Here is a 19,847-nt window from a genome sequence, read left to right on the forward strand (position 1 = left end):
GCTCGGTGGGCACCTGTCCACCCGTCGTGGACCGCTCGTTGTCGCGGCCAGGACGGGACCCGACGTCAGTCTAGCCACCGCTCGGCGCCCCGAGAGAAGATGATTGTTCGAAAGTCCCGAACGATCGAATTATGTGCTACGGTCATCGAATGAGACCGCTGCCCGAGCCGGCAACCGAGCAACTGTCCCTCGCGTCGGTGCTGTATGCGCTTGGTGATCCGGTGCGTCTGGAGCTGGTGTCGCGCGTCGTCGCCAGCCCCGGGATGATCTGTTCGGACGCCGACCTGGACGTGCCGAAGTCGACGCTGACCAATCACTGGCGCATCCTGCGTGAGGCAGGCGTGGTCAGGATGGCCGTCGACGGCCGATGCCGTCGCATCTGGCTGCGCGCCGACGAGCTCAGCACCCAGTTCCCGGGCCTGCTCGACGTCGTCCTGCGCCTGGGCGAGAACGAATCCACACCCACCGCCGTGCACTGACGGCCTGCGAACACCCATGAAGATCCTCTCCTACCTGGAGAGATCGGAGTGTTCGCCTCCCACGAAGCGCTGCTGCTCGACGAGTGGCCGCAGATCCGCCCCGGCACGGTCGAGGGGCGCTACTAGAACCTGCCCTGGATCGGCGAGCGCATACGTCGATTTCGCCGCCGGCACGGCCAATCCGATCACATAGGGCGTTTGGGGCGGGCCCGCAACCGCCTCCCTCAGTCGCAGCTGCTCACGGTGAGGCAGGTACTGCCTCGACGCAGCTCTCGTCGGGCTGCCCGCTTCCCGCAAGCGCCCGGCCGACAACCCGCGTCAATGCCGCGCGGCTGGAACCTCAGCTCCGCTGATCGCGGGAATCATCGATCTCAGAAATGCTCGAAGGGGTTAGCTGTGTCCGTAGAAGCTCGACCAAACCGATCGGTCGTGCTCGCCATGGCCTGCATCGGGCAGTTCATGGTGCTGCTCGACAGCACCATCGTGGGTGCGGCGCTTCCCGACATGCGGAATCGACTGCACACCGATCTGTTCGGACTGCAATGGATCGTGGACGCGTACGTCCTGCTGGTCGCGATGCTGTTGCTGTCCGGCGGCGTCTTCGCCGACCGCTTCGGCCGCAAGCGGATCTATCTGTCCGGCGTGGTCGTGTTCACCCTTGCGTCGGTGGTGTGCGCCCTCGCGCCCTCGCTCGGCTGGCTGATCACCGGGCGCGTGCTGCAGGGCATCGGCGCCGCGGCCCTGAGCCCGGGCTCGCTGGCCCTGCTCGCCGCCGCCTATCCCGTGCCGCAGGAGCGGGTCAAGGCGATCGGCCTGTGGGCCGGCATCAGCGGAATCGGCCTGGCGGCCGGACCGCTGGCCGGCGGCATCCTGGTGGACGCCTTCGACTGGCGCGCCATCTTCCTGGTCAACGTGCCCATCGGCGTGGCGCTGGTGCTGGCGGCCCTGCCCACCCTGGGCGAGTCCCGCAACACCAACGCCCCGGCCATCGACGTCCCCGGAACGATCCTTTCCATCCTGGGTGTCGGGGCGCTGACCTACGGGCTGATCGAAGGCGGTGCCAAGGGCTGGACCTCAGGGATCATCCTGGGCAGCTTCGCCGCCGCGGTCGTGATCACCATCGCGTTCCTCGTGGTCGAAGGACGTAGGCCGGCGCCGATGTTGCCGCTGCGGCTGTTCCGGAACGCATTGTTCACGGTGTCCAACTCAGCCATGGTCATGGTCGGCTTCGCGCTCATGGGCTCGGTCTTCTTCTTCTCGCAGTTCTTCGTCACCGTGCAGGGCGCCTCGGTTCTGGTGGCCGGCCTGGAGACCCTGCCCACCTCGCTCGGCATGGCGATCGTCAGCCCGTACGCGGGCCGGCTGGCGGCCAAGTACGGCTTCCGGGTCGTGGTCACCAGCGGCCTGGTGCTGGCCGGGCTGGGGCTGCTGACCCTGGGCGTCGTGCACGCGGACACCGGCTACGTGAACGTCTGGTGGCGACTGACGATCATCGGCGCCGGCTTCGCCCTGACCATGTCGCCGCTGACCGGTGCGGCCATCCAGTCGGTCAACCCGCAGGAGGGCGGTCTCGCGTCGGGCATCAGCAGCACCTCACGGCAGATCGGGGCCGTGCTCGGCGTGGCGGTGCTCGGTGCCATCGTCACCGCCCGGGAGTCCAGCGGCGCGTCCTTCGAGGCCGGCCTCAACAGCGCGTTCCTCGCTGCCGGGGCCGCCTGCCTGCTCACCGCCGTCGGCACCGGCCTGTGGCTGGTGAAGTCCAAGCCCGCGGCAGTGTCTGCCCCGCAGCCGCAACGGCAGACGCAGACCATCGACTGACCCCGGTCCCGACGCCGTCCCGACGCTCGCGGCCGCGAGCCTGGAGCGTCAGGACGGCGCCGGCGGGGCCCCGATGTCGTCGGCTCGGTCGACGACTTCGGCGGCTGGCTACGCCGGCTCAGCGATCCGTGCGGCCAGCGCGGTGAGCGTGCGGGAAGGGCTGGGGCGACCGAGCAGGCCGGCCATCCAGAGACTGAGGCGGACGAGGGCCTCGAGGTCGATGCCGGTGTCGATGCCGAGGCCGTGCAGCTGCCAGACGAGGTCCTCGGTGGCGAGATTGCCGGTGGCGGAGCCGGCGTAGGGGCAGCCGCCGAGGCCGCCGGCAGAGGCGTCGACGGTCGTGACACCGTGCTGGAGGGCGAGCAGGGTGTTGGCGAGGGCCTGTCCGTAGGTGTCGTGAAAGTGCACGGCGATGCGGTCGGCGGGGAGCCCGCGGGCGTCCAGCGTCGACAAGAGGGTGGCGACGCTGCCGGGCGTCGCCACGCCGATGGTGTCCCCGAGCGAGATCTCGGCGCAGCCCAGTTCGGCGAGCGCGAGCACGACGTCGGCGGCCTGGGCGGTGGGCACGTGGCCCTCCCAGGGGTCACCGAAGCACATCGAGACGTAGCCGCGGACGGGCACGCCGGCGGCGGTGGCGCCGGCGACGACGGGTGCGACCATGGCGAGCGACTCGGCGACCGTGCGGTTGAGGTTGCGCCGGGCGAACGACTCGGTGGCGCTGATGAACACGGCGACCTCGCGGGCACCGGCGGCAAGGGCCCGTTCGAGCCCGCGTTGGTTGGGGACGAGGACCGGATGCCGCCCGGGCAGCGGGCCGAGCAGGGCCATCAGCTGTTCGGCGTCGGCGAGCTGCGGAATCCAGGACGGCGATACGAAGCTGGTCAGCTCGACGGCGGTCAGGCCGGCGGCGACGAGGCGACGGACGAACTCGGCCTTCTGCTCGACGGGCAGGACGGTGGACTCGCTCTGGAGGCCGTCGCGCGGGCCGACCTCGTAGACGGTGACCCGGGTCGGGAGGCCGGGCAGGGGTTGCACAGGAGTCGTGTTCATCGCTGTCCTGAGTGGATGGTTGCCAGGCGCTGGTCGAGTGTGACCTGGTCGCCGGCGCGGACGTGGACGGTGGCGGTGCCGTCGATCGGGGCGCGGAGTACGTGTTCCATCTTCATCGCCTCGACCACGAGCAGGATGTCGCCGGTGGTGACCGCGCCGCCTGTGGTCGCGGTGACGGAGACGACGGTGCCGGGCATGGGGCTGGTGACCTCGCCGTCGTGCGCCGTGACGTCGGTGCGGACGCTGCGGGCACGGGCCTCCCGGATCGGCCAGGCGCCGCCGTCGACAGCGACCCAGGTGGTTGGCCCGTCGGTGGCGACGCGCACGGTGCAGGTACGGCCGTCGACGGTCAGCAGCATGCCGTCGTCGACCGGGACGGCGCTCGCCTCGTACGGGCGGTCGCCCACCAAGACGCTTGACCCGGAGACGACGACGGACACCGGTTCCCCGTGGCACTCGGCCGTCCACTGTACGGTCGGTGGCGCGGATAGGCGGAAGCCGGTGAGCGCGTCCCAGGGATCACGGACGGGACCGGCCGGTTGCCCGGCGGCGGTGCGGGCCATCGCGAAGGCGATCAGCGCCAGGTCGGGTGGCCCGGACTCGGCCAGGTCGTCGAGCGTGCGCTCGATGAGGCCGGTGTCGAGTTCGCCGGCGACGACGGCGGGATGGGCGAGCAGCCGGCGCAGGAAGGCGACGTTGGTACCCACGCCGAGCACGGCGGTGTCGGCGAGGGCGTGGCCGAGCCGGGCGAGCGCGGTCGGCCGGTCGGGTCCCCAGGCGATCACCTTGGCCAGCATCGGGTCGTATGCGGTGCCCACGATCGTTCCGACGTCCAGCGAGCTGTCGACGCGGATGCCGGGGCCGATGGGTTCGTGGACGGCCCGGGCACGGCCTCCGGTCGGGAGGAAGCCACGGGCCGGGTCCTCCGCGTAGACCCGAGCCTCGATGGCGTGCCCGTTGTGGCGCACGTCGGCCTGGGTGAGGGCGAGGGGTTCGCCGGCGGCGATGCGCAGTTGCCACTCGACCAGGTCGAGCCCGGTGACCATCTCGGTGACCGGGTGTTCGACCTGCAGCCGGGTGTTCATCTCGATGAAGAAGAACGTGTCGGGCTGGTCGGCGGAGGCGATGAACTCGACCGTGCCGGCGCCGGTGTAGCCCACCGCGCGCGCCACGTCGGCGGCGCCGGCCCCGATCCGGGCGCGTGTGGCGGCGTCGAGCAGGGGGGACGGCGCCTCCTCGACCACCTTCTGGTGGCGGCGCTGCAGGCTGCACTCGCGCTCGCCGAGGTGGATGACGCCGCCGTGGGCGTCGGCGAGTACCTGCACCTCGATGTGTCGTGGCGCGGTCACGTACCGTTCGACGAAGAGGGTGTCGTCGCCGAACGACCCGGCCGCCTCACGGCGCGCCGCGGCAAGGGCATCGGGTAGGTCGGCAGGGTGCTCCACCCGGCGCATCCCCTTGCCGCCGCCGCCCGCGGCCGGTTTGACCAGCACCGGGTAGCCGATCTCGGCGGCAGCCGCGATCAGGTCGTCGTCGGTCATGGCGGCGTCGGTCCGGCCGGGCACGACGGGCACGCCGGCGGCGGTCACGACCTGCTTCGCGCGGACCTTGTCGCCCATGATCCGGATCGCCTCCGGTGCCGGGCCGATGAACACCAGCCCGGCGGTCTCGCAGGCGGCCGCGAAGTCGGCGTTCTCCGACAGGAAGCCATAGCCCGGGTGGACGGCTTGGGCGCCACCGGACCGCGCCGCGTCGAGCACCCGTCCGATGTGCAGGTAGCTGTCGCGCGGGGGCGTCGGGCCGATGCGGTACGCGACATCGGCGTCGCGGACGTGGCGCGCGCCCGCATCGGCGTCGCTGTAGACGGCCACGGACCGGATGCCCAGCCGGCGCAGCGTCCGAATGATCCGGACGGCGATCTCGCCGCGGTTGGCGACCAGGACGGTGTCGAACATGGACGGACCTCCCTACATCCGGAATACGCCGTAAGAGACTGGCTCCAGTGCCGCGTTGGCACACGCTGACAGCGCGAGCCCGAGCACCGATCGGGTGTCGAGCGGGTCGATGATCCCGTCGTCCCACAGCCGCGCAGTCGCGTAGTAGGGGTTGCCCTGCTGCTCGTACTGCTGGCGGATCGGCGCCTTGAACGCCTCCTCCTCGGCCTCGGTCCACGCCTCGCCACGCTGCTCCCGGCGTACGGTGGCGAGGACGGCGGCGGCCTGCTCGCCGCCCATGACGGAGATCCGGGCGTTCGGCCACATCCACAGGAACCGCGGCGAGTAGGCACGGCCGCACATCGAATAGTTGCCGGCGCCGTGGGAGCCGCCGATGACGACGGTCAGTTTGGGCACCCTGGCGCAGGCGACCGCGACGACCATCTTGGCGCCGTGCTTCGCGATACCGCCGGCCTCGTACTGCCGGCCGACCATGAAGCCGGTGATGTTCTGCAGGAACACCAGCGGTATGGAGCGCTGGTCGCACAGCTCGATGAAGTGCGCGCCCTTGAGCGCCGACTCGCTGAAGAGCACGCCGTTGTTGGCCACGATGCCGACCGGGTGGCCGTGCAGCCGGGCGAAGCCGGTGACCAGCGTCGCGCCGTATTCGGCCTTGAACTCGGCAAACCGGCTGCCGTCGACCAGCCGGGCGATGACCTCACGCACGTCGAACGGCGTGCGCGGGTCGGCGGGCAGGGCGCCGTACAGCCCCGCCGGGTCGACCGCCGGGTCTTCGGCCGCCGTGACCTCCCACGGTCGCGGCGTACGTGGGCCTAGTGTGGTCACGATTCGCCGGATGATGCGCAGCGCGTGCCCGTCGTCCTCGGCGAGGTGGTCGGTCACCCCGGAGGTGCGGCTGTGCAGCAGGCCGCCGCCCAGTTCCTCCGCGCTGACCACCTCGCCGGTGGCGGCCTTGACCAGCGGCGGACCGCCGAGAAAGATCGTGCCCTGGTCGCGGACGATCACCGTTTCGTCGGCCATCGCCGGCACGTAGGCGCCGCCGGCGGTGCACGAGCCGAGCACGGCCGCGATCTGCGGGATCCCGCGGGCGCTCATCCTCGCCTGGTTGAAGAAGATCCGGCCGAAGTGGTCGCGGTCGGGGAACACCTCGTCCTGCCGGGGCAGGAACGCCCCACCCGAATCGACCAGGTAGATGCACGGTAGCCGGTTGTCCAACGCGATCTCCTGCGCGCGCAGGTGCTTCTTGACCGTCATCGGGTAGTAGGTGCCGCCTTTGACCGTGGCATCGTTGGCCACGACAAGACATTCCCGGCCGGAGACCCGGCCGACCCCGGCGATCAGGCCCGCCGCCGGGGCCTCGTCGTCGTACATGCCGTTCGCGGCGAGGGCGGACAGCTCGAGGAACGGGCTGCCCCGGTCGAGCAGCCCGGAAACCCGGTCGCGCGGCAGCAGCTTCCCGCGGCCGACGTGGCGCTCCCGCGCCCGCGCGCCGCCGCCGTCCGCGGCGGCCGCCAGCCGGGCACGCAGCTCGCCGCTCAACCCCGCGTGGAACGCGTGGTTGTGCCGGTGTTCGTCGCTCGCCGGATCGCTGCGCGTCGCCAGCACCGTGTCGTCCACTCAGGCTCCTTGGTTGATGAGCTGCCGCAATCTGGTGGTGCGGCTCAGCCGCACGTGGTGTCCAGCGGCAGGCTGCCGGCCGCCTCGCGCAGGATCTCGTGGTGGTGCTCGTCGAGGCGGGGCGGCGGCCGGCGCACCGAGACCGGGGTCGCTGAGAACGTCAGCGGTGTGGTCACCATCGGCAGCGGCCCTGCGGTCTGGTGCTCGACGGTCGTGAGGTACCCGTTGGCGTACAGCTGTGGTTCCCGCGCCACATCGGCGATGTCGTAGATGGGCGACGCGGGTACGCCGATCTCGCCGAGCGCGCGCAGCCAGTGCTCGGTGTCCCGCCGCTCGAACGCCCGCTGCAGGAGTTCGGCGAGTTCGGCGCGGTGTCGTGAGCGGTCGGCATTGGTGGCGAACCGCTGGTCGGTAACCAGGTCCGGCCGGCCCAGCAGCTGTGCGGTCCTGGCGAAGAATCCGTCGTTGCCGGCGGCCAGGATGAAGTACCGGCCGTCGGATCCGGCGAACGCCTGGTACGGCGCGAGCGTGTTGTGGGCGCTGCCCAGCCGATCGAACGGTGTGCCCAACGCCTGGCTGGTGATGTAGGAGGACACGAGCGCCACCGACGCGCCCAGCAGCGAGGTGCCGACGTGCTGGCCCTCGCCGGTGCGTTGCCGGTGGTACAGCGCCGACACGATGCCCAACGCCGCGAAGATGCCCGACGTCAGGTCGGAGATCGGCGCTCCGCACTTGGCCGGCGGCCGGTCCGCGTCGCCGGTGATGGACATGATGCCGCTCATGGCCTGGCCGACGATGTCGTACGCGATGCCGTCGCGGAGGTGTCCGGAGGGGCCGAACCCGGTGATCGAGCAGTACACGATGTCCTTGCGGACCTTGCGGATGTCGGCGTACCCGAGGCCCATCCGCTCGGCCGAGCCCGGCCGGAAGTTCTCGATGAACACGTCCGCGGTCGCGGCGAGCCGCCGTACCACCTCGACGTCCTGCGCAGCGCGGAGGTCGAGCACGATCGACCGCTTGTTCTTGTTCAGGCCCAGGTAGTATCCGCTGTCGCCGTCGCCGTGGATGGAGACGTCCATCTGGCGGGCGCCGTCGCCCCCGCCCGGCCGCTCCACTTTGATCACATCGGCGCCGAGGTCCGCCAGCAGCATGGTCGCGAACGGGCCGGCCGCGATGTGGGTCAGGTCGACCACGCGGATACCGGCGAGCGGCCCGGTAGGGCCTTGGTCGTTATCCATGAAAGGTCCTCCGATCGGTGGTCACGCCGCGGCCTGTTCCTGGTCCGGCCACCAGGCCACCAGAACGTGCTTGAGGATCTTGCCGGCGTCGTTGGTGGGCAGCGGCTCGGTCCGCAGCCACCACCGCTGTGGTACGGCGAAATGGGCGAGCCTGCCCCGCGCGTACACCTCGAGGTCGCTGCTGCTCGCCGCGCCGGTGGACGTGAGCGTCACCGCGGCCGCGACGATCTCGCCGAGGTCCGGGTCTGGCAGGCCGACCACGGCGACCTCGGCGACGGCGGGGTGTTCGGCGAGCACCGACTCGACGCGGGCGGGCGCGATGTTCTCACCGCCGCGGATGATGACTTCCTTGGCCCGGCCGGTGATGTAGAGGTAGCCGTCGGCGTCCACCCGGCCGATGTCGCCGGTGTCCAGCCACCCGTCGGCGTCGATGGTCGGGTCGTCGGGCCATCCCCAGTAGCCGTCCATAGCCGCCGGGGAACGGATGAACAGCCGTCCGTTGCCGGACGCGTCGGGGTCGTCGACGCGGGCCTCGACCACCGGCACGAGGCGGCCGGACGAACCCGGGTGCGCGGCAATCTGGGCGCCGACTCCTGTGCTGACCAGACCGCCGGCCTCGGTGAGCCCGTAGGTCTGCCCGACCCCGCGGTGTGTGCCGGGGAAGGCGCGCCGCACCCGCTCGAGCAGGCTGTCGTCGACCGGCGAACCGCCGAGCACCACGGTGCGCACCGACGCCAGATCGCGCCGGGCGACGTCGGGATGCGCGAGCAGGCGCTCCATCATCGTCGGCACGCCCGAGAACATGGTGACCCGGTGGGTCTCCATTTCCTCCAGCACCGCGCCGGGGTCGAAGCGGCCTTCCAGGAACACGATCTGGCTGCCGGTCATCGGCGGCACCAGGATGAGCTGGATGGCGCCGATGTGGAACAGGGGGAGCCCGACCAGCGTGACACTGGGCGCGATGTCGTCGCCGATCTGGTGGGGGAGCTTGCGTGACACGACCAGGAGCGTCTGAAGGTTGGACACCAGTGCGCGGTGGGACAGCGTCGCGCCCTTGGGAAAGCTCGTGGTGCCGGCGGTGAACAGGATGACGGCTGGGTCGTCCTCGTCCTGTTCCCCGTCGCCGCCGTACACCGGCGAGGGCGCTCGCCCGGCCGGTCCGCCGCCCGCGGCAAGATCGGCGGTGAGTAGTACGGGCAGGCCGGGCGGCACCCGCTCGCGGCAGCGCCCGTCCGAGATCACGATCGACGGCTCGACGACCTCGCACGCGTGGGCCATCTCCTCGGCCGACCACCATCCGTTGCAGGGCACCACCACCGCGCCGACCGCTAGCGTCGCGAAGAAGGTGGCGACCCACTCGGGACTGTTCGCCGCGAAGATCGCCACTCGGTCCCGCTCGCGGACGCCGGCGAACCGCAGCTGTGCCGCGATGTCGTCGACCATCCGGGCGTGGTCGTCGAAGGTGAGGACCCGTCGGCCCTGCGTGATGAATGGCCGGTCGCCCCAGCGGCGGGCCTCGTCGAGGACCGCGGTGATGCGCCGGGGACGGATCTCGTATGCGAGTCCGGGATGGCGATGGATCTCGGTCGGGATCACGGTGTCGCTCCACCGCACGGTTGTGCCCACGACGGCGGCCGCTCAGCCGCGCGAGGGCAGGGCGGCCACCGCGGTGCCGATTGCGGTGACCTCGTCGCGCTGGTTGCGACCTTCGACCGCGACCTCGACGAGGTGCTCGTCGTCCTCGCGCCAGGTGCGCGTGACGGTGCCCCGGCAGGTCGTCAGGTCGCCCAGGATGTTGTGCTTGCGGACCTGGACGTTGAGCCGCTTGAGGAAGCCGTCGTCACCGATCCAGTCGGTCATCAGGTGACCCAGCCAGGACACCCGCTCGGGGCCGTAGTCGTAGGCGGCCGGCACGCCGACGGCGCGGGCGAGCGCGTTGTCCCAGTGGACACGCTCGGGCGGCTCGGGGATGCAGAGGTCATTGGGGATGCCGAGCGCCGGGTGCTCGCGGAACATGTCGAAGGCCTGGGCGTGCGCCTTCACGTACAGGCTGCCCCAGCCCTGGGTGAAGCAGACGAAGCTGGTGACGGTGCTCGGCCCTTTCAGCAGCGGCGGTAGCACTTCGCCGGCCTGGACGTCCTCCCAGTAGCGCACCTCGCCGCCGCGGGGCCGTTGGGCTGCGTACTGGGCCGCGACCTCGGCGATCTCGTCGGCGGTCCAGGTCTTGGGCACGACCGTCTCACGGGTGGCGCGTTCCCGGGCGATGTCCCGCTGCGTGCGGATGCACCACGAGTCGGCGACGCAGACCAGCTCGCCGTCCTGGTTGGTGAACGTGACCTGGTAGGTCTGCTTGATCGACCGCCCGGAGAACGTGCTCTTGAGGTCCTTGAGCTCCTTGAGTGCCGGCTCGGCGGCGATCCGGTCGCCGACCCGGATGGGGCGCTTCCAGTTCCAGTCGGTGCCCGCGAACATGGCGTGCACGCCGGGCAGGCCGCCGACGTATCCGCTGACCACGCGGTCGAACGCGTACAGGAACGTGCCGGGTGCGACAAGACCGCCGTGGCGGGTCGTGGCCGCGTAGGCGGGGTCGACGTAGAGCGGGTTCGCGTCGCCGATCCCGAGTGCCCAGTGCCGGATCGAGTCGGTGGTCGCCTCGGTGACGTGTGGCACCGGCGGCCGGAACGGCCGGCCGATCCGGCCGCGCAGTTCGTCGAGGGCTTCGTCGGTGATCAGCGGGAACCGTCGGTCGGTCACGGGTGTCTGCTCGGTCATGGCCATCCCCATCGATGCGCTGGACACGTCGGGCCGCGTTCGTATATACGAACGACCGTTCGTGTTTACGATCGGGAGCGTAGGTGCGCCGTCGGATGGATGTCAACGGCCGAGGCTCAGCCGCGGGCGCGCTGGGACAGGCGCTGCGCCTCGGCTCGCACCGTCCGCGCGATCTCGTCCATGCGCTCGGCCATCCGGCTGCTCGGCCCCGCGACCTGAAGACACGCGACCACCCGCCCGGCGGCGATGATCGGGCTGGAGACCGCAAAGACATCCGGCACGGTCTCGCCGTGGTTGGTCGAGTACCCGTCGCGGAACACCGCCTCCAGCTCCGCGAGCACCTCCGGCGCCCGGTGCGGTGGAAGGTTGGCGCGCAGGTACGCGTCGCGCCTGCCCGGCGTCATGTGCGCCAGGAAGCACTTGCCCGCGCTCGTGGGGTACAGCGGCCGGCGCACGCGCAGCGGTGCGGAATAGCGGATCGGCTGCGTGGACTCCACGATGTCTACGTAGACCACGTCCTCGCCGACCAGCTTGCACAAGGTGGCGCTCTCCGCGAACGTCTGCACGAGGGTCTCCAGCGTGCGGTGCGCGCTGGCCATCACCGAGGACGTGCCCCGCGCGATGAGCATGTCGACCGCCGGTCCGATGGTGTAACTGCGGCCGCTCTCTTCCAGGTACCCGGTCGCGACCAGGCCCTTGACCAGCCCATGCACCGACGACTTGGGCGCGTCCAGCAGTGTGGTCAGTGCGCTGAGGGTGACACCCTGCCGCGTGGCCGCGGCTGCTTCGAGGATGGCCATCACCCGGCTGACCGTCCGGTGCCCCGCGGCTGAGCTTTCGTTCATGTCGTGCTTCCTCCATTCGGGTTGCCCCGGCCCGCGGCGCTGCGGCGGCGCCGTGGACCGAAGATGTGCTGTGACCGACAACACTGAACCTATGTTCGTATATACGAACGATCGGCGCAACTTACCAGGAGGGCCCAGTGGCAGGGCGTGCCGCGGTCGCACCGATGCGGGGCGCGGGTGTCATTCAATGGAACTCCCGCGTGGCGTCGACCGGCCGGTACGGTGCAGCGTGGAGACCTCCCTTGGAGGTGACTTCTTGACCGTGACTGCCGCGATCGTCGGATCCGGAAACATCGGTACCGATCTGATGTACAAGCTGTTGCGCAGCCCGCACATCGAGCCGCGCTGGATGGTCGGCGTCGACCCCTCGAGCGAGGGCCTCAAGCGCGCCGCGGCGCAGGGCCTCATCACCAGTCATGAAGGGGTGGACTGGCTGCTCCGCCAGGATCCCCTGCCCGACCTGGTGTTCGAGGCGACCTCGGCGTACGTGCACCGGCGGAACGCCCCGCGCTACGCGGAGGCCGGCATTCGCGCGATCGACCTCACACCGGCCGCGGTCGGGCCGGCGGTGATCCCACCGGTCAACGGCGACGCCCGCCTCGACGAGCCGAACATCAACATGATCACGTGCGGCGGTCAGGCGACCATTCCGATGGTGGCGGCCGTGTCGCGGGTGGTCCCCGTGTCGTACGCCGAGATCGTGGCCAGCGTCTCATCGGTGAGCGCCGGTCCCGGCACCCGTCAGAACATCGACGAGTTCACCCGGACCACCAGCCGCGGCGTCGAAACCATCGGCCGCGCCGAGGTCGGCAAGGCGATCATCATCCTCAACCCGGCCGAGCCGCCGATGATCATGCGGGACACCATCTTCTGCGCCGCGCCGGCGTCGGCGTATGAGCAGGACCGGGACGCGATCGAGGCGTCGGTCCACGCGATGGTGGCCGCGGTGCAGGAATACGTCCCCGGATACCGGCTGCTGCAGGATCCGCAGATCGACCCTCCGTCCGACTACACGCGGCACCGCACGCTCGTGTCGATCCTGGTCGAGGTCGAGGGCGCGGGCGACTTCCTGCCGCCGTACTCGGGCAACCTCGACATCATGACCGCTGCCGCCACCAAGGTCGGCGAGAAGCTAGCTGAGGTGCTGTGATGCGGTTCGAGAACCGGCTGGCCGTCACGTTCGATGACACGCTCGACCTGCGTCTCACCGATACCTCGCTGCGCGACGGCTCGCACCACAAGCGTCATCAGTTCACCGCGACCGAGGTGCGGGACATCGTCACGGCGCTCGACGACTCCGGCGTGCCGGTCATCGAGGTCACACATGGGGACGGTCTGGGCGGATCGTCGTTCAACTACGGTTTCAGCCGTACCCCGGACCAGGAACTGATCAAGGTCGCGGCGCAGGCCGCCAAGCGGGCCAGGATCGCGTTCCTGATGCTGCCGGGCGTTGGCACCAAGGACGACATCCTGCAGGCCCGGGACAACGGCGGGACGATCGTGCGCGTCGCCACGCACTGCACGGAGGCGGACGTCTCCGAGCAGCACTTCAAGCTTGCCCGGGAGCTGGGCCTGGAGACCGTTGGCTTCTTGATGATGAGCCACTCCCAGCCGCCCGAGGTGCTGGCCCGCCAGGCACGGATCATGGTGGATGCCGGATGCGAATGCGTGTACGTCGTCGACTCCGCGGGTGCCCTGATCATGGAGGCGGTCGCCGATCGCGTGGCCGCGGTCCACGCGGAGATCGGGGCTGAGGCTCGCGTCGGGTTCCACGGCCACGAGAACCTCGGGCTCGGCGTGGCCAACACGGTGATCGCGGCCCGCAGCGGCGCGACCCAGATCGACGGCTCCGTTCGCAGGTACGGGGCCGGCGCCGGCAACACGCCACTCGAGGCGTTCGTCGGAGTCGCCGACAAGCTTGGCTGGAAGACCGGCGTCGACTTCCTCAAGATCGTGGACGCGGCCGAGGATGTCGTGCGGCCGACGATGCCAGAGGAGTGCACGCTCAACCGGATGACCCTGATGATGGGCTACGCCGGCGTGTACTCGTCGTTCCTGCAGCACGCCGCCCGGCAGGCCGCGCGCTACGGGGTGAGCGGGGCCGAGATCCTTCTCGAGGCCGGGGCCCGCAAATTGATCGGCGGCCAGGAGGACCAGCTGATCGAGATCGCGCTGCAGTTGCGGGCCAAGCAGGTCGCGGATGCCTGACCCGAAGGCTGCCCCGTGATCGACTGGCACAGCCACATGCTGTCACCCGATCTGACTCCGCCCTCAGGTGCGGTCGGGTTGTGGCCGGGCGTCGCGTCGATCGGAGACGGCTTCCAGCTCACGCGGGGTGGCCGGGCATACCGTGCCGCGGACCGGACCGCGTTCGACTCGGCCGAGCGGATTCGGCGGCTCGATCAGATCGGCGTGGACCTGCAGGTGCTGTCGCCGCCGCCCTTGGTGCTGAACTTCGCCGGTCCCGCGGACGAGTTCCGGGAGCTGGCCCGGCAGCAGAACGCATTCCTGGCCGGCGTGGCGGGGCGGCACCCCGACCGGTTCCGGGTGCTGGGGATGCTGCCGTACGGCGAACCGGCCGGGGCGCTGCGCGAGGTCAAGCGGCTGGAGGGCTACGGCGGCGTGGTCGGCGTCTGCGTCGTCGCCGGCGCGCACGACGAGCCGTTGACCTCGCCAGAGTTCGCGGACGTGTGGTCGCGTGTGGCCGCCCGGGGCTGGACAGTATTCGTACACCCGGACGCGGCGGCCGTCAGCGACTGCGACCGCGACGACCCGTTCGCGCTGGGTATGCCGGCGGCGACCGGCCGCACGGCAGTGCGCATGCTCGCCTGCGGCTTGCTCGACGGCCCTGGTGCGGCGCGGGTCCTGCTGGCCCACGCCGGCGGCATTCTCCCGGCGATCCTCGACCGTCTCGACGTTTCCTGGCGAGCGGGTCGGATCGCCGGCACCGTGGCGCCGACCCAACGCATTCGCGCGAATGTCTGGGTCGACAGCGTGGCCTACGGGGAGGGGCCGCTCAGCCTGGCCGTGGCGGCGCTTGGGCGCGACCGCCTCGTGTACGGCAGCGACTTCCCATTTGCGGCCCAGGTGTCGCTGGGCGACCTGTCGGGATACGGGGACCGATGGCTGGAGCTGGTAGCGGCCAACGGCGCCAGCCTCCTCGACGCGGTGACCGGCCGCTAGCACCCGCCCCGGCGACGCGGTCCGCGCGCGAGCAGCCTTTGGCGACCCGGCACAGCGCCGTCACTCGGCCGTCGCGTGCGACTCAACGACCGTCAGCAGACCGTTCAGGGTCCGCAGGATCCGCGTCGACTGCGCCTCGGCGAGGGTCTCCAGCCCGCAGTTCTCCGTCATGATCTCGCGCGCCGCGTCGTCGGCGATCTTGCGACCTTCCGGTTCGAGCCGGATGAGCACACCGCGCAGGATGTCGGGGTCCGCGATCCTGGTGACCAGGCCCTGCTCGGCCAGGCGGTCGACCTGCTTGCTGACGGCCCCGGAGGTGACGAGCAGCTCCTTGATCAGGTCCTTGGGTGCGAGCTGGTGCGCCGGGTTCATCCGCGCGAGCACGAACAGGATGCGCAGGTCGCCGGGGCCGATCCCGTACTTGCGGGCGACCCGGGCGAACTCCCGTTCGATGTACTGCGACAGCCGCTGGATCGTCGCGGCGATGAGGAAGGGGCCGACGGGGACGTCGCCCAGTTCCTCGGTCCACTCGCGGGCCACCTCGCCCAGGTGCCGGCGATTAAGAGTCATGTCGGAGGCCTTTCATCGGCCCGCGGACCGGCTGGTGCTGGTCCTGTTTTGTCCAATGTCGGTAGGCTATCGCAACCGGCGCGAGTCACGGCGCGAGGGTGAAATCGTCGGCCGCCAGCAGCGGATCCGCGACCACCGTCGTGCCGAGGACGATCAGCTCCCCGTCGGCACTTATCCGCCGGCCGCAGGTTCGGTCGAGGCGCTCGAACATCGCCGCCGCGACCCGGAGTTCGGACGGGAACAGGCCAACCCGCTCCAGCGCCTGGAGCCTGCCGCTGGCCTTGTCCAGCAACGGTGCGATCCAGCCATCCATGCCGGGGCTGTCAGATGTCGAGGACAAGCCGGTCACCTTTCGCTCGTGAGCAGCAGATCATGATGGCATCGCCGGCCGCGCGCTCGCTGTCCGTCAGCACCGCGTCCCGGTGCTCCGGAATTCCCTCGACGACACGCGTCCGGCAGCTTCCGCAGATGCCCTCCATACACGAGAAGTCAACAGATTCACCGGCGTCCAGGAGCGCCTCCAAAATGGACTCCTGCGGCGCCACGGAGATCATGCGACCGGACCGCGCCAGCTGCACCGTGAGGTGTTGGTCCTCGTGCGGGCCGGATCTGTCCGTCGAGATTGGAGTGTCGTCGGGGGCGGCGAAGCGCTCGATGTGCACGCGGCGCTCGTCATGTGCGCGGCAGGCATCAAGGAACGCGTCCAGCATCGGTTCGGGCCCGCAGCAGTAGAGGTGCGCGTCGGCCGGCGCATCGCTGACGATCTTCGCGACGTCGAGTGTCGGCCGTCCGGCCGCGTCGTCCGGGTACAGCGACGCCGCTCCGGGATCCCGGGAGCCGAGCCCGACCAGTTCGTCGACGAACGCGGCTGCGGCCGGGCTCCGGAATGCATAGTGCAGTCGCCAGGGGGCGGCCCAGGCCATGAGCTGATGCACCATCGCGACCATCGGCGTGATGCCGATGCCGCCGGCGATGAGGATCGTCGGCGCGGCGGTCCGCACGAGCGGGAACCCGCTGGCCGGCGGGCTGATGCGCACGCTCTGGCCGGGTTGCAGGGCGTGGGCCGCGATCGACCCCCCGCGTCCGGCCGGATTGAGCGCGACCGCCACCCGGTAGGCCATCGCGTCGGCGCAGGGCGGTCCGATCAGCGAATAGCTGCGCCTGAGCCGGGCGCCCAACTCGACGACGATGTGGTCGCCGGCCACGAACGGCGGCAACGGCCGGCCGTCTGCCGTGACGAGTTCCAGCAGCTTGACCCCGTCGGCCACCGGTGCGGCGGTCCGGACAACGACCTCAAACATTGTCTCTCCCTTGCCGGATCGAGCGTCCGGAGGCGGGTGCGGCCCCTCGCGGTGCCGTGCACTCATTCGGGCCGAGGATTGACGCTTCCACGGAAGCGTACTTCCGTGGAATACTATCGACCTGGCGTGACGTGGTCAACGTCGCCAACCATGGCCACCACCGATGAGAAGGAGGAGGACATGTCACTTTCGGCACGTCGTTGGGGTGTGCTCATTGGGTCCCCGAACACCACGGTCGAGATTGAGTACCCCCGGCTCTGCCCGCAGGACGTCACACTGCATTACTCCCGCATGTACACCGGCAGCGACATCGGCAGCAACGATCGCTTCGAAGGCGTTGTCGTCCAGACCATGGACAGCATGCCGGCGGCAATCGACAGCCTCGTGACGGCCGAGGTCGACCGAGTCATCCTCGGCTTCGGCATGCCGGGCTTCTACGTTGGTCTCGACCGCGAGCCGGAGCTGATCGAGTCGATGAGCACACGGGCCGGTGGGGTCCCGGTGACCATCCCGCCCGAGTCCTGCCGGCGCGCGTTCGAAGCGCTCGGCGTCAAGCGGATCGCCGTGATGGGCTCGTACCAGCCTCTCGGCGCGCAGCGGGTCCGCGACTACTTCGAGGCTGCGGGGTACGACGTCGTCAAGGAGGCCTTCCAGGGCCACGGCTCCGGCACGGCCGCGTCGTACATGAGCTCCAAGGAACTGGCCCGGGCGATGTTCGACCTCGACGGGCCGGACGTCGACGCCATTCTCCAGCTCGGGGTGAACATGCCCGCCGTCGAGCCCGCCCACGCGGTCGAGCAGGTCATCGCCAAGCCGGTACTGGCGGTGAACGCAGTCACCTTCTGGAACGCCCTGCGCGTCAGCGGGATCGATACCCGCGTGCCGGGGGCCGGAACCCTGTTCTGGGACCACTAGATGAGGGCGCTCATCGTCGGCGGGGGAGTGGGCGGGCTGGCGACTGCGGTCGCCCTTCGTGACGTCGGCGTCGAACCACTGCTGTTCGAACAGGCCCCGGCGCTGACCGAGATCGGCGCCGGCATCAACCTCTGGCCCAACGCGATGAAGGCACTCGACGGTCTCGGAGCCGCCGGCCACATCAGACGGACCGGCGTTCGCGGCGAACGGGTGGACCACTACGACCTCGCCTCGGGCAAAGAGCTGGAGAGCTTGCCGTTCGGGCCTACCGCCGAGGCATTCGGCGGGCAGCTCTACAACTCCCATCGGGCCGACCTCCTCGACGCGTTGATCGGCCGGCTGCCGTCCACAGGGATCCGCCTGGGCAGCCGGGTTGTCGGGTTCCGGGAAAGCCAGGCCGGCGTCACCGTGGTGCTCGAGGACGCAACGGAGGTTTCCGGCGACTTCCTGGTGGGCGCGGACGGGTTGAAGTCGTCGATCCGGGCGCAGCTCTTCGGCCCGGGCGAACCGGAGTACACCGGCGTGGTCGCCTGGCGGGCACTGCTCAAGCGCGGCGATGTGCCCACGGCCGCGGTCGTGCCAGGCATCGGCAGCTGGTTCGGCGCCGACCGCACCGTCGTCATCTACCCGGTTCGCCGCGGTGAGCTCGTAAGCTTCTCGGGCTACGTCCCGGACGTCGAGGTTCGCCGGGAATCGTGGACGGCGTCAGGCAGCCTCGACGACCTCCGGACGTCGTTCGCGGGAGCCGCCCCCATCGTCCGCCAGGTGATCGGGTCGATCACCGAGGCCATCATCACGCCCATCTACTTCCGGCGGCCGCTCGACAACTGGTGCTCGGAGCGGGTCGTGCTCCTGGGTGACAGCGCCCATCCCGTACCGCCGTTCGCCGGACAGGGCGCCGCGCTGGCACTGGAGGACGCGGTCGTCCTCGCACGGTGCATTGATGAGCACCGCGGTGCCCCGATCGGGCGGGCGCTGGCGGCCTACGTAAACCAGCGCACCGAGCGGGCCGTCCGGGTGCTGACCCGTTCGCGGACCAACCTGCAGGTGTACCGCGAAAGCGACCCGGCACGCACGCGCGCGCGCAATGGGCGCATCCGCGGCCTCAAGCGGCTCGACCCCGCCGGCCTCGTCAGCACAACATGGCTGTACGGCTACGATCCGCGCGTCGACCGGGTGGAACCGGCGGGCTCCCGGGTCGTGTCCTGGCCCGAACCTGGCCGGCGTGCGTTCGACCTCTGGCGTACCGCGTTCACGCCGGACGACAGCGCCGCGTCGTGGGTGGGGGAGCGGGCGGCGTACGAACGCCTGCTCCTCGGTCTCGACGGCAACCGCGGCGACCGGACGGACAGGTTGGACTGCGACGGCGTCCCGGCCCTGCGCGTCACACCGCCGGGGCCGTCGACCGGTCCTACCGTGCTGCACCTGCACGGCGGCGGGTACACGATGGGGTCGGCCGAGTCCTCGGCCGCGTACGCGGGCCGGCTCGCCCGGGCGGTCGGCGGCACAGCGGTCGTGGTCGACTACCGGCTCGCACCGGAGCATCCGTTCCCGGCGGCCTTCGATGACGTCATGGTGGCGTACCGCTGGCTGCTGCAGCATGCGGGTGGTGCGCAGAACGTGATTGTCAGCGGAGAGTGCGCAGGCGCCGGACTCGCGCTGGGCCTGGCCGTGGCGCTGCGTGACGCCGGGCTCCCGCCGCCGCGGGCCCTGCACCTGGTGTCGCCGCTGTGCGACCTGTCGCTGTCCGCGCCGAGCATCGACGCGGCCGACACGGTGGACCCGTGGTTCGACCGGGTGGCGCTCACCACGCTCGCGGCGTCGTACGCCCAGGGCGCTGCCGTCGACGACGGGCGGATGTCCCCGGTGTACGCGGACCTCGCCGGCCTGCCACCGGTGCTCATCCAGGCGGCCGCGAACGAGGCGCTCGCCGATGATGCCCGGCGGGTGGCCGAGCGCCTCCGCGCGTCAGGTGGGGTCGTCAGCCTCACGCTCGTTGCGCAGTCCGTCCACTCGTTCACGCTGTTCGAGTTCCTGCCCGAGGCCTCGGCCGCGATCGACGAGTTCGCCCGGCACGCCGGGCTACGCGAGGGGAGAGCCTGAC

17 protein-coding genes are annotated in these 19,847 nt (G+C 70.5%); 7 read left to right on the forward strand and 10 right to left on the reverse strand.

The annotated features are described in order from the left end of the window. The first annotated feature begins 149 nt into the window (after positions 1-149). Together AB0M46_RS11775 and AB0M46_RS11780 are read left to right on the forward strand one after the other, a co-directional pair. Positions 150-479, forward strand: coding sequence for a helix-turn-helix domain-containing protein (locus AB0M46_RS11775; RefSeq protein WP_363335020.1), 330 nt, complete (start codon positions 150-152; stop codon positions 477-479). A 438-nt stretch (positions 480-917) separates the two neighbouring features. Next, positions 918-2,297 (forward strand): DHA2 family efflux MFS transporter permease subunit, encoded by a 1,380-nt coding sequence (locus AB0M46_RS11780; protein WP_363335166.1) that lies wholly within the window; start codon positions 918-920, stop codon positions 2,295-2,297. 108 nt (positions 2,298-2,405) lie between these two features. Here AB0M46_RS11780 and AB0M46_RS11785 read toward each other — a convergent pair whose 3' ends face one another. The 7 genes from AB0M46_RS11785 to AB0M46_RS11815 form a co-directional block, all read right to left on the reverse strand. Next, positions 2,406-3,347: a hydroxymethylglutaryl-CoA lyase gene (locus AB0M46_RS11785; RefSeq protein ID WP_363335022.1), complete on the reverse strand. Its 942-nt coding sequence runs from the start codon at positions 3,345-3,347 to the stop codon at positions 2,406-2,408. Beyond that, positions 3,344-5,302, reverse strand: a complete 1,959-nt coding sequence (locus AB0M46_RS11790) for a biotin carboxylase N-terminal domain-containing protein (protein WP_363335024.1) — start codon at positions 5,300-5,302, stop codon at positions 3,344-3,346. The genes AB0M46_RS11785 and AB0M46_RS11790 overlap by 4 nt, the downstream gene beginning before the upstream one ends. A gap of 12 nt (positions 5,303-5,314) precedes the next feature. After that, positions 5,315-6,919 (reverse strand): carboxyl transferase domain-containing protein, encoded by a 1,605-nt coding sequence (locus tag AB0M46_RS11795; RefSeq protein WP_363335026.1) that lies wholly within the window; start codon positions 6,917-6,919, stop codon positions 5,315-5,317. 44 nt (positions 6,920-6,963) lie between these two features. Then, the gene (locus AB0M46_RS11800) at positions 6,964-8,157 is read right to left on the reverse strand and encodes a CoA transferase (RefSeq protein ID WP_363335027.1); all 1,194 of its coding nucleotides are present in this window, start codon (positions 8,155-8,157) and stop codon (positions 6,964-6,966) included. 21 nt (positions 8,158-8,178) lie between these two features. Continuing rightward, positions 8,179-9,753 (reverse strand): class I adenylate-forming enzyme family protein, encoded by a 1,575-nt coding sequence (locus tag AB0M46_RS11805; RefSeq protein WP_363335029.1) that lies wholly within the window; start codon positions 9,751-9,753, stop codon positions 8,179-8,181. A gap of 42 nt (positions 9,754-9,795) precedes the next feature. After that, the gene (locus tag AB0M46_RS11810) at positions 9,796-10,929 is read right to left on the reverse strand and encodes a MaoC family dehydratase N-terminal domain-containing protein (protein WP_363335031.1); all 1,134 of its coding nucleotides are present in this window, start codon (positions 10,927-10,929) and stop codon (positions 9,796-9,798) included. Positions 10,930-11,045: 116 nt separating this feature from the next. Further along, positions 11,046-11,774: an IclR family transcriptional regulator gene (locus AB0M46_RS11815; RefSeq protein ID WP_363335033.1), complete on the reverse strand. Its 729-nt coding sequence runs from the start codon at positions 11,772-11,774 to the stop codon at positions 11,046-11,048. Positions 11,775-12,030: 256 nt separating this feature from the next. Between AB0M46_RS11815 and AB0M46_RS11820 the strand changes: the two genes are divergently transcribed. Genes AB0M46_RS11820 through AB0M46_RS11830 form a run of 3 tightly spaced genes read left to right on the forward strand, consistent with a single transcriptional unit; the run spans position 12,031 to position 14,957 of the window. Further along, complete coding sequence (locus AB0M46_RS11820) at positions 12,031-12,924, forward strand: acetaldehyde dehydrogenase (acetylating) (protein ID WP_363335034.1); 894 nt, start codon at positions 12,031-12,033, stop codon at positions 12,922-12,924. Further along, the gene (gene dmpG / locus AB0M46_RS11825; protein ID WP_363335036.1) at positions 12,924-13,982 is read left to right on the forward strand and encodes a 4-hydroxy-2-oxovalerate aldolase; all 1,059 of its coding nucleotides are present in this window, start codon (positions 12,924-12,926) and stop codon (positions 13,980-13,982) included. The genes AB0M46_RS11820 and dmpG overlap by 1 nt, the downstream gene beginning before the upstream one ends. A 15-nt stretch (positions 13,983-13,997) precedes the next feature. Further along, positions 13,998-14,957: an amidohydrolase family protein gene (locus AB0M46_RS11830; RefSeq protein WP_363335038.1), complete on the forward strand. Its 960-nt coding sequence runs from the start codon at positions 13,998-14,000 to the stop codon at positions 14,955-14,957. 60 nt (positions 14,958-15,017) lie between these two features. Here the strand turns inward: AB0M46_RS11830 and AB0M46_RS11835 are convergent, their stop codons facing one another. The 3 genes from AB0M46_RS11835 to AB0M46_RS11845 form a co-directional block, all read right to left on the reverse strand. After that, the gene (locus AB0M46_RS11835) at positions 15,018-15,527 is read right to left on the reverse strand and encodes a MarR family transcriptional regulator (RefSeq protein WP_363335039.1); all 510 of its coding nucleotides are present in this window, start codon (positions 15,525-15,527) and stop codon (positions 15,018-15,020) included. An 85-nt stretch (positions 15,528-15,612) separates the two neighbouring features. After that, positions 15,613-15,840, reverse strand: a complete 228-nt coding sequence (locus AB0M46_RS11840; RefSeq protein WP_363335041.1) for a hypothetical protein — start codon at positions 15,838-15,840, stop codon at positions 15,613-15,615. 10 nt (positions 15,841-15,850) lie between these two features. After that, positions 15,851-16,795 (reverse strand): PDR/VanB family oxidoreductase, encoded by a 945-nt coding sequence (locus AB0M46_RS11845; protein ID WP_363335043.1) that lies wholly within the window; start codon positions 16,793-16,795, stop codon positions 15,851-15,853. 183 nt (positions 16,796-16,978) lie between these two features. Here AB0M46_RS11845 and AB0M46_RS11850 point away from each other — a divergent pair, with 183 nt between their 5' ends. Together AB0M46_RS11850 and AB0M46_RS11855 are read left to right on the forward strand one after the other, a co-directional pair. Beyond that, entirely contained in the window at positions 16,979-17,743 is a 765-nt protein-coding gene (locus tag AB0M46_RS11850) for a hypothetical protein (protein WP_363335045.1), read from the forward strand. Then, a complete protein-coding gene (locus AB0M46_RS11855) occupies positions 17,744-19,846 on the forward strand; it encodes an alpha/beta hydrolase fold domain-containing protein (RefSeq protein WP_363335047.1) in 2,103 nt (700 codons plus the stop codon). It begins immediately after the preceding gene. Position 19,847 lies beyond the last annotated feature (1 nt).

It is taken from the genome of Dactylosporangium sp. NPDC051485 (assembly GCF_040682015.1).
Lineage (GTDB): Bacteria > Actinomycetota > Actinomycetes > Mycobacteriales > Micromonosporaceae > Dactylosporangium.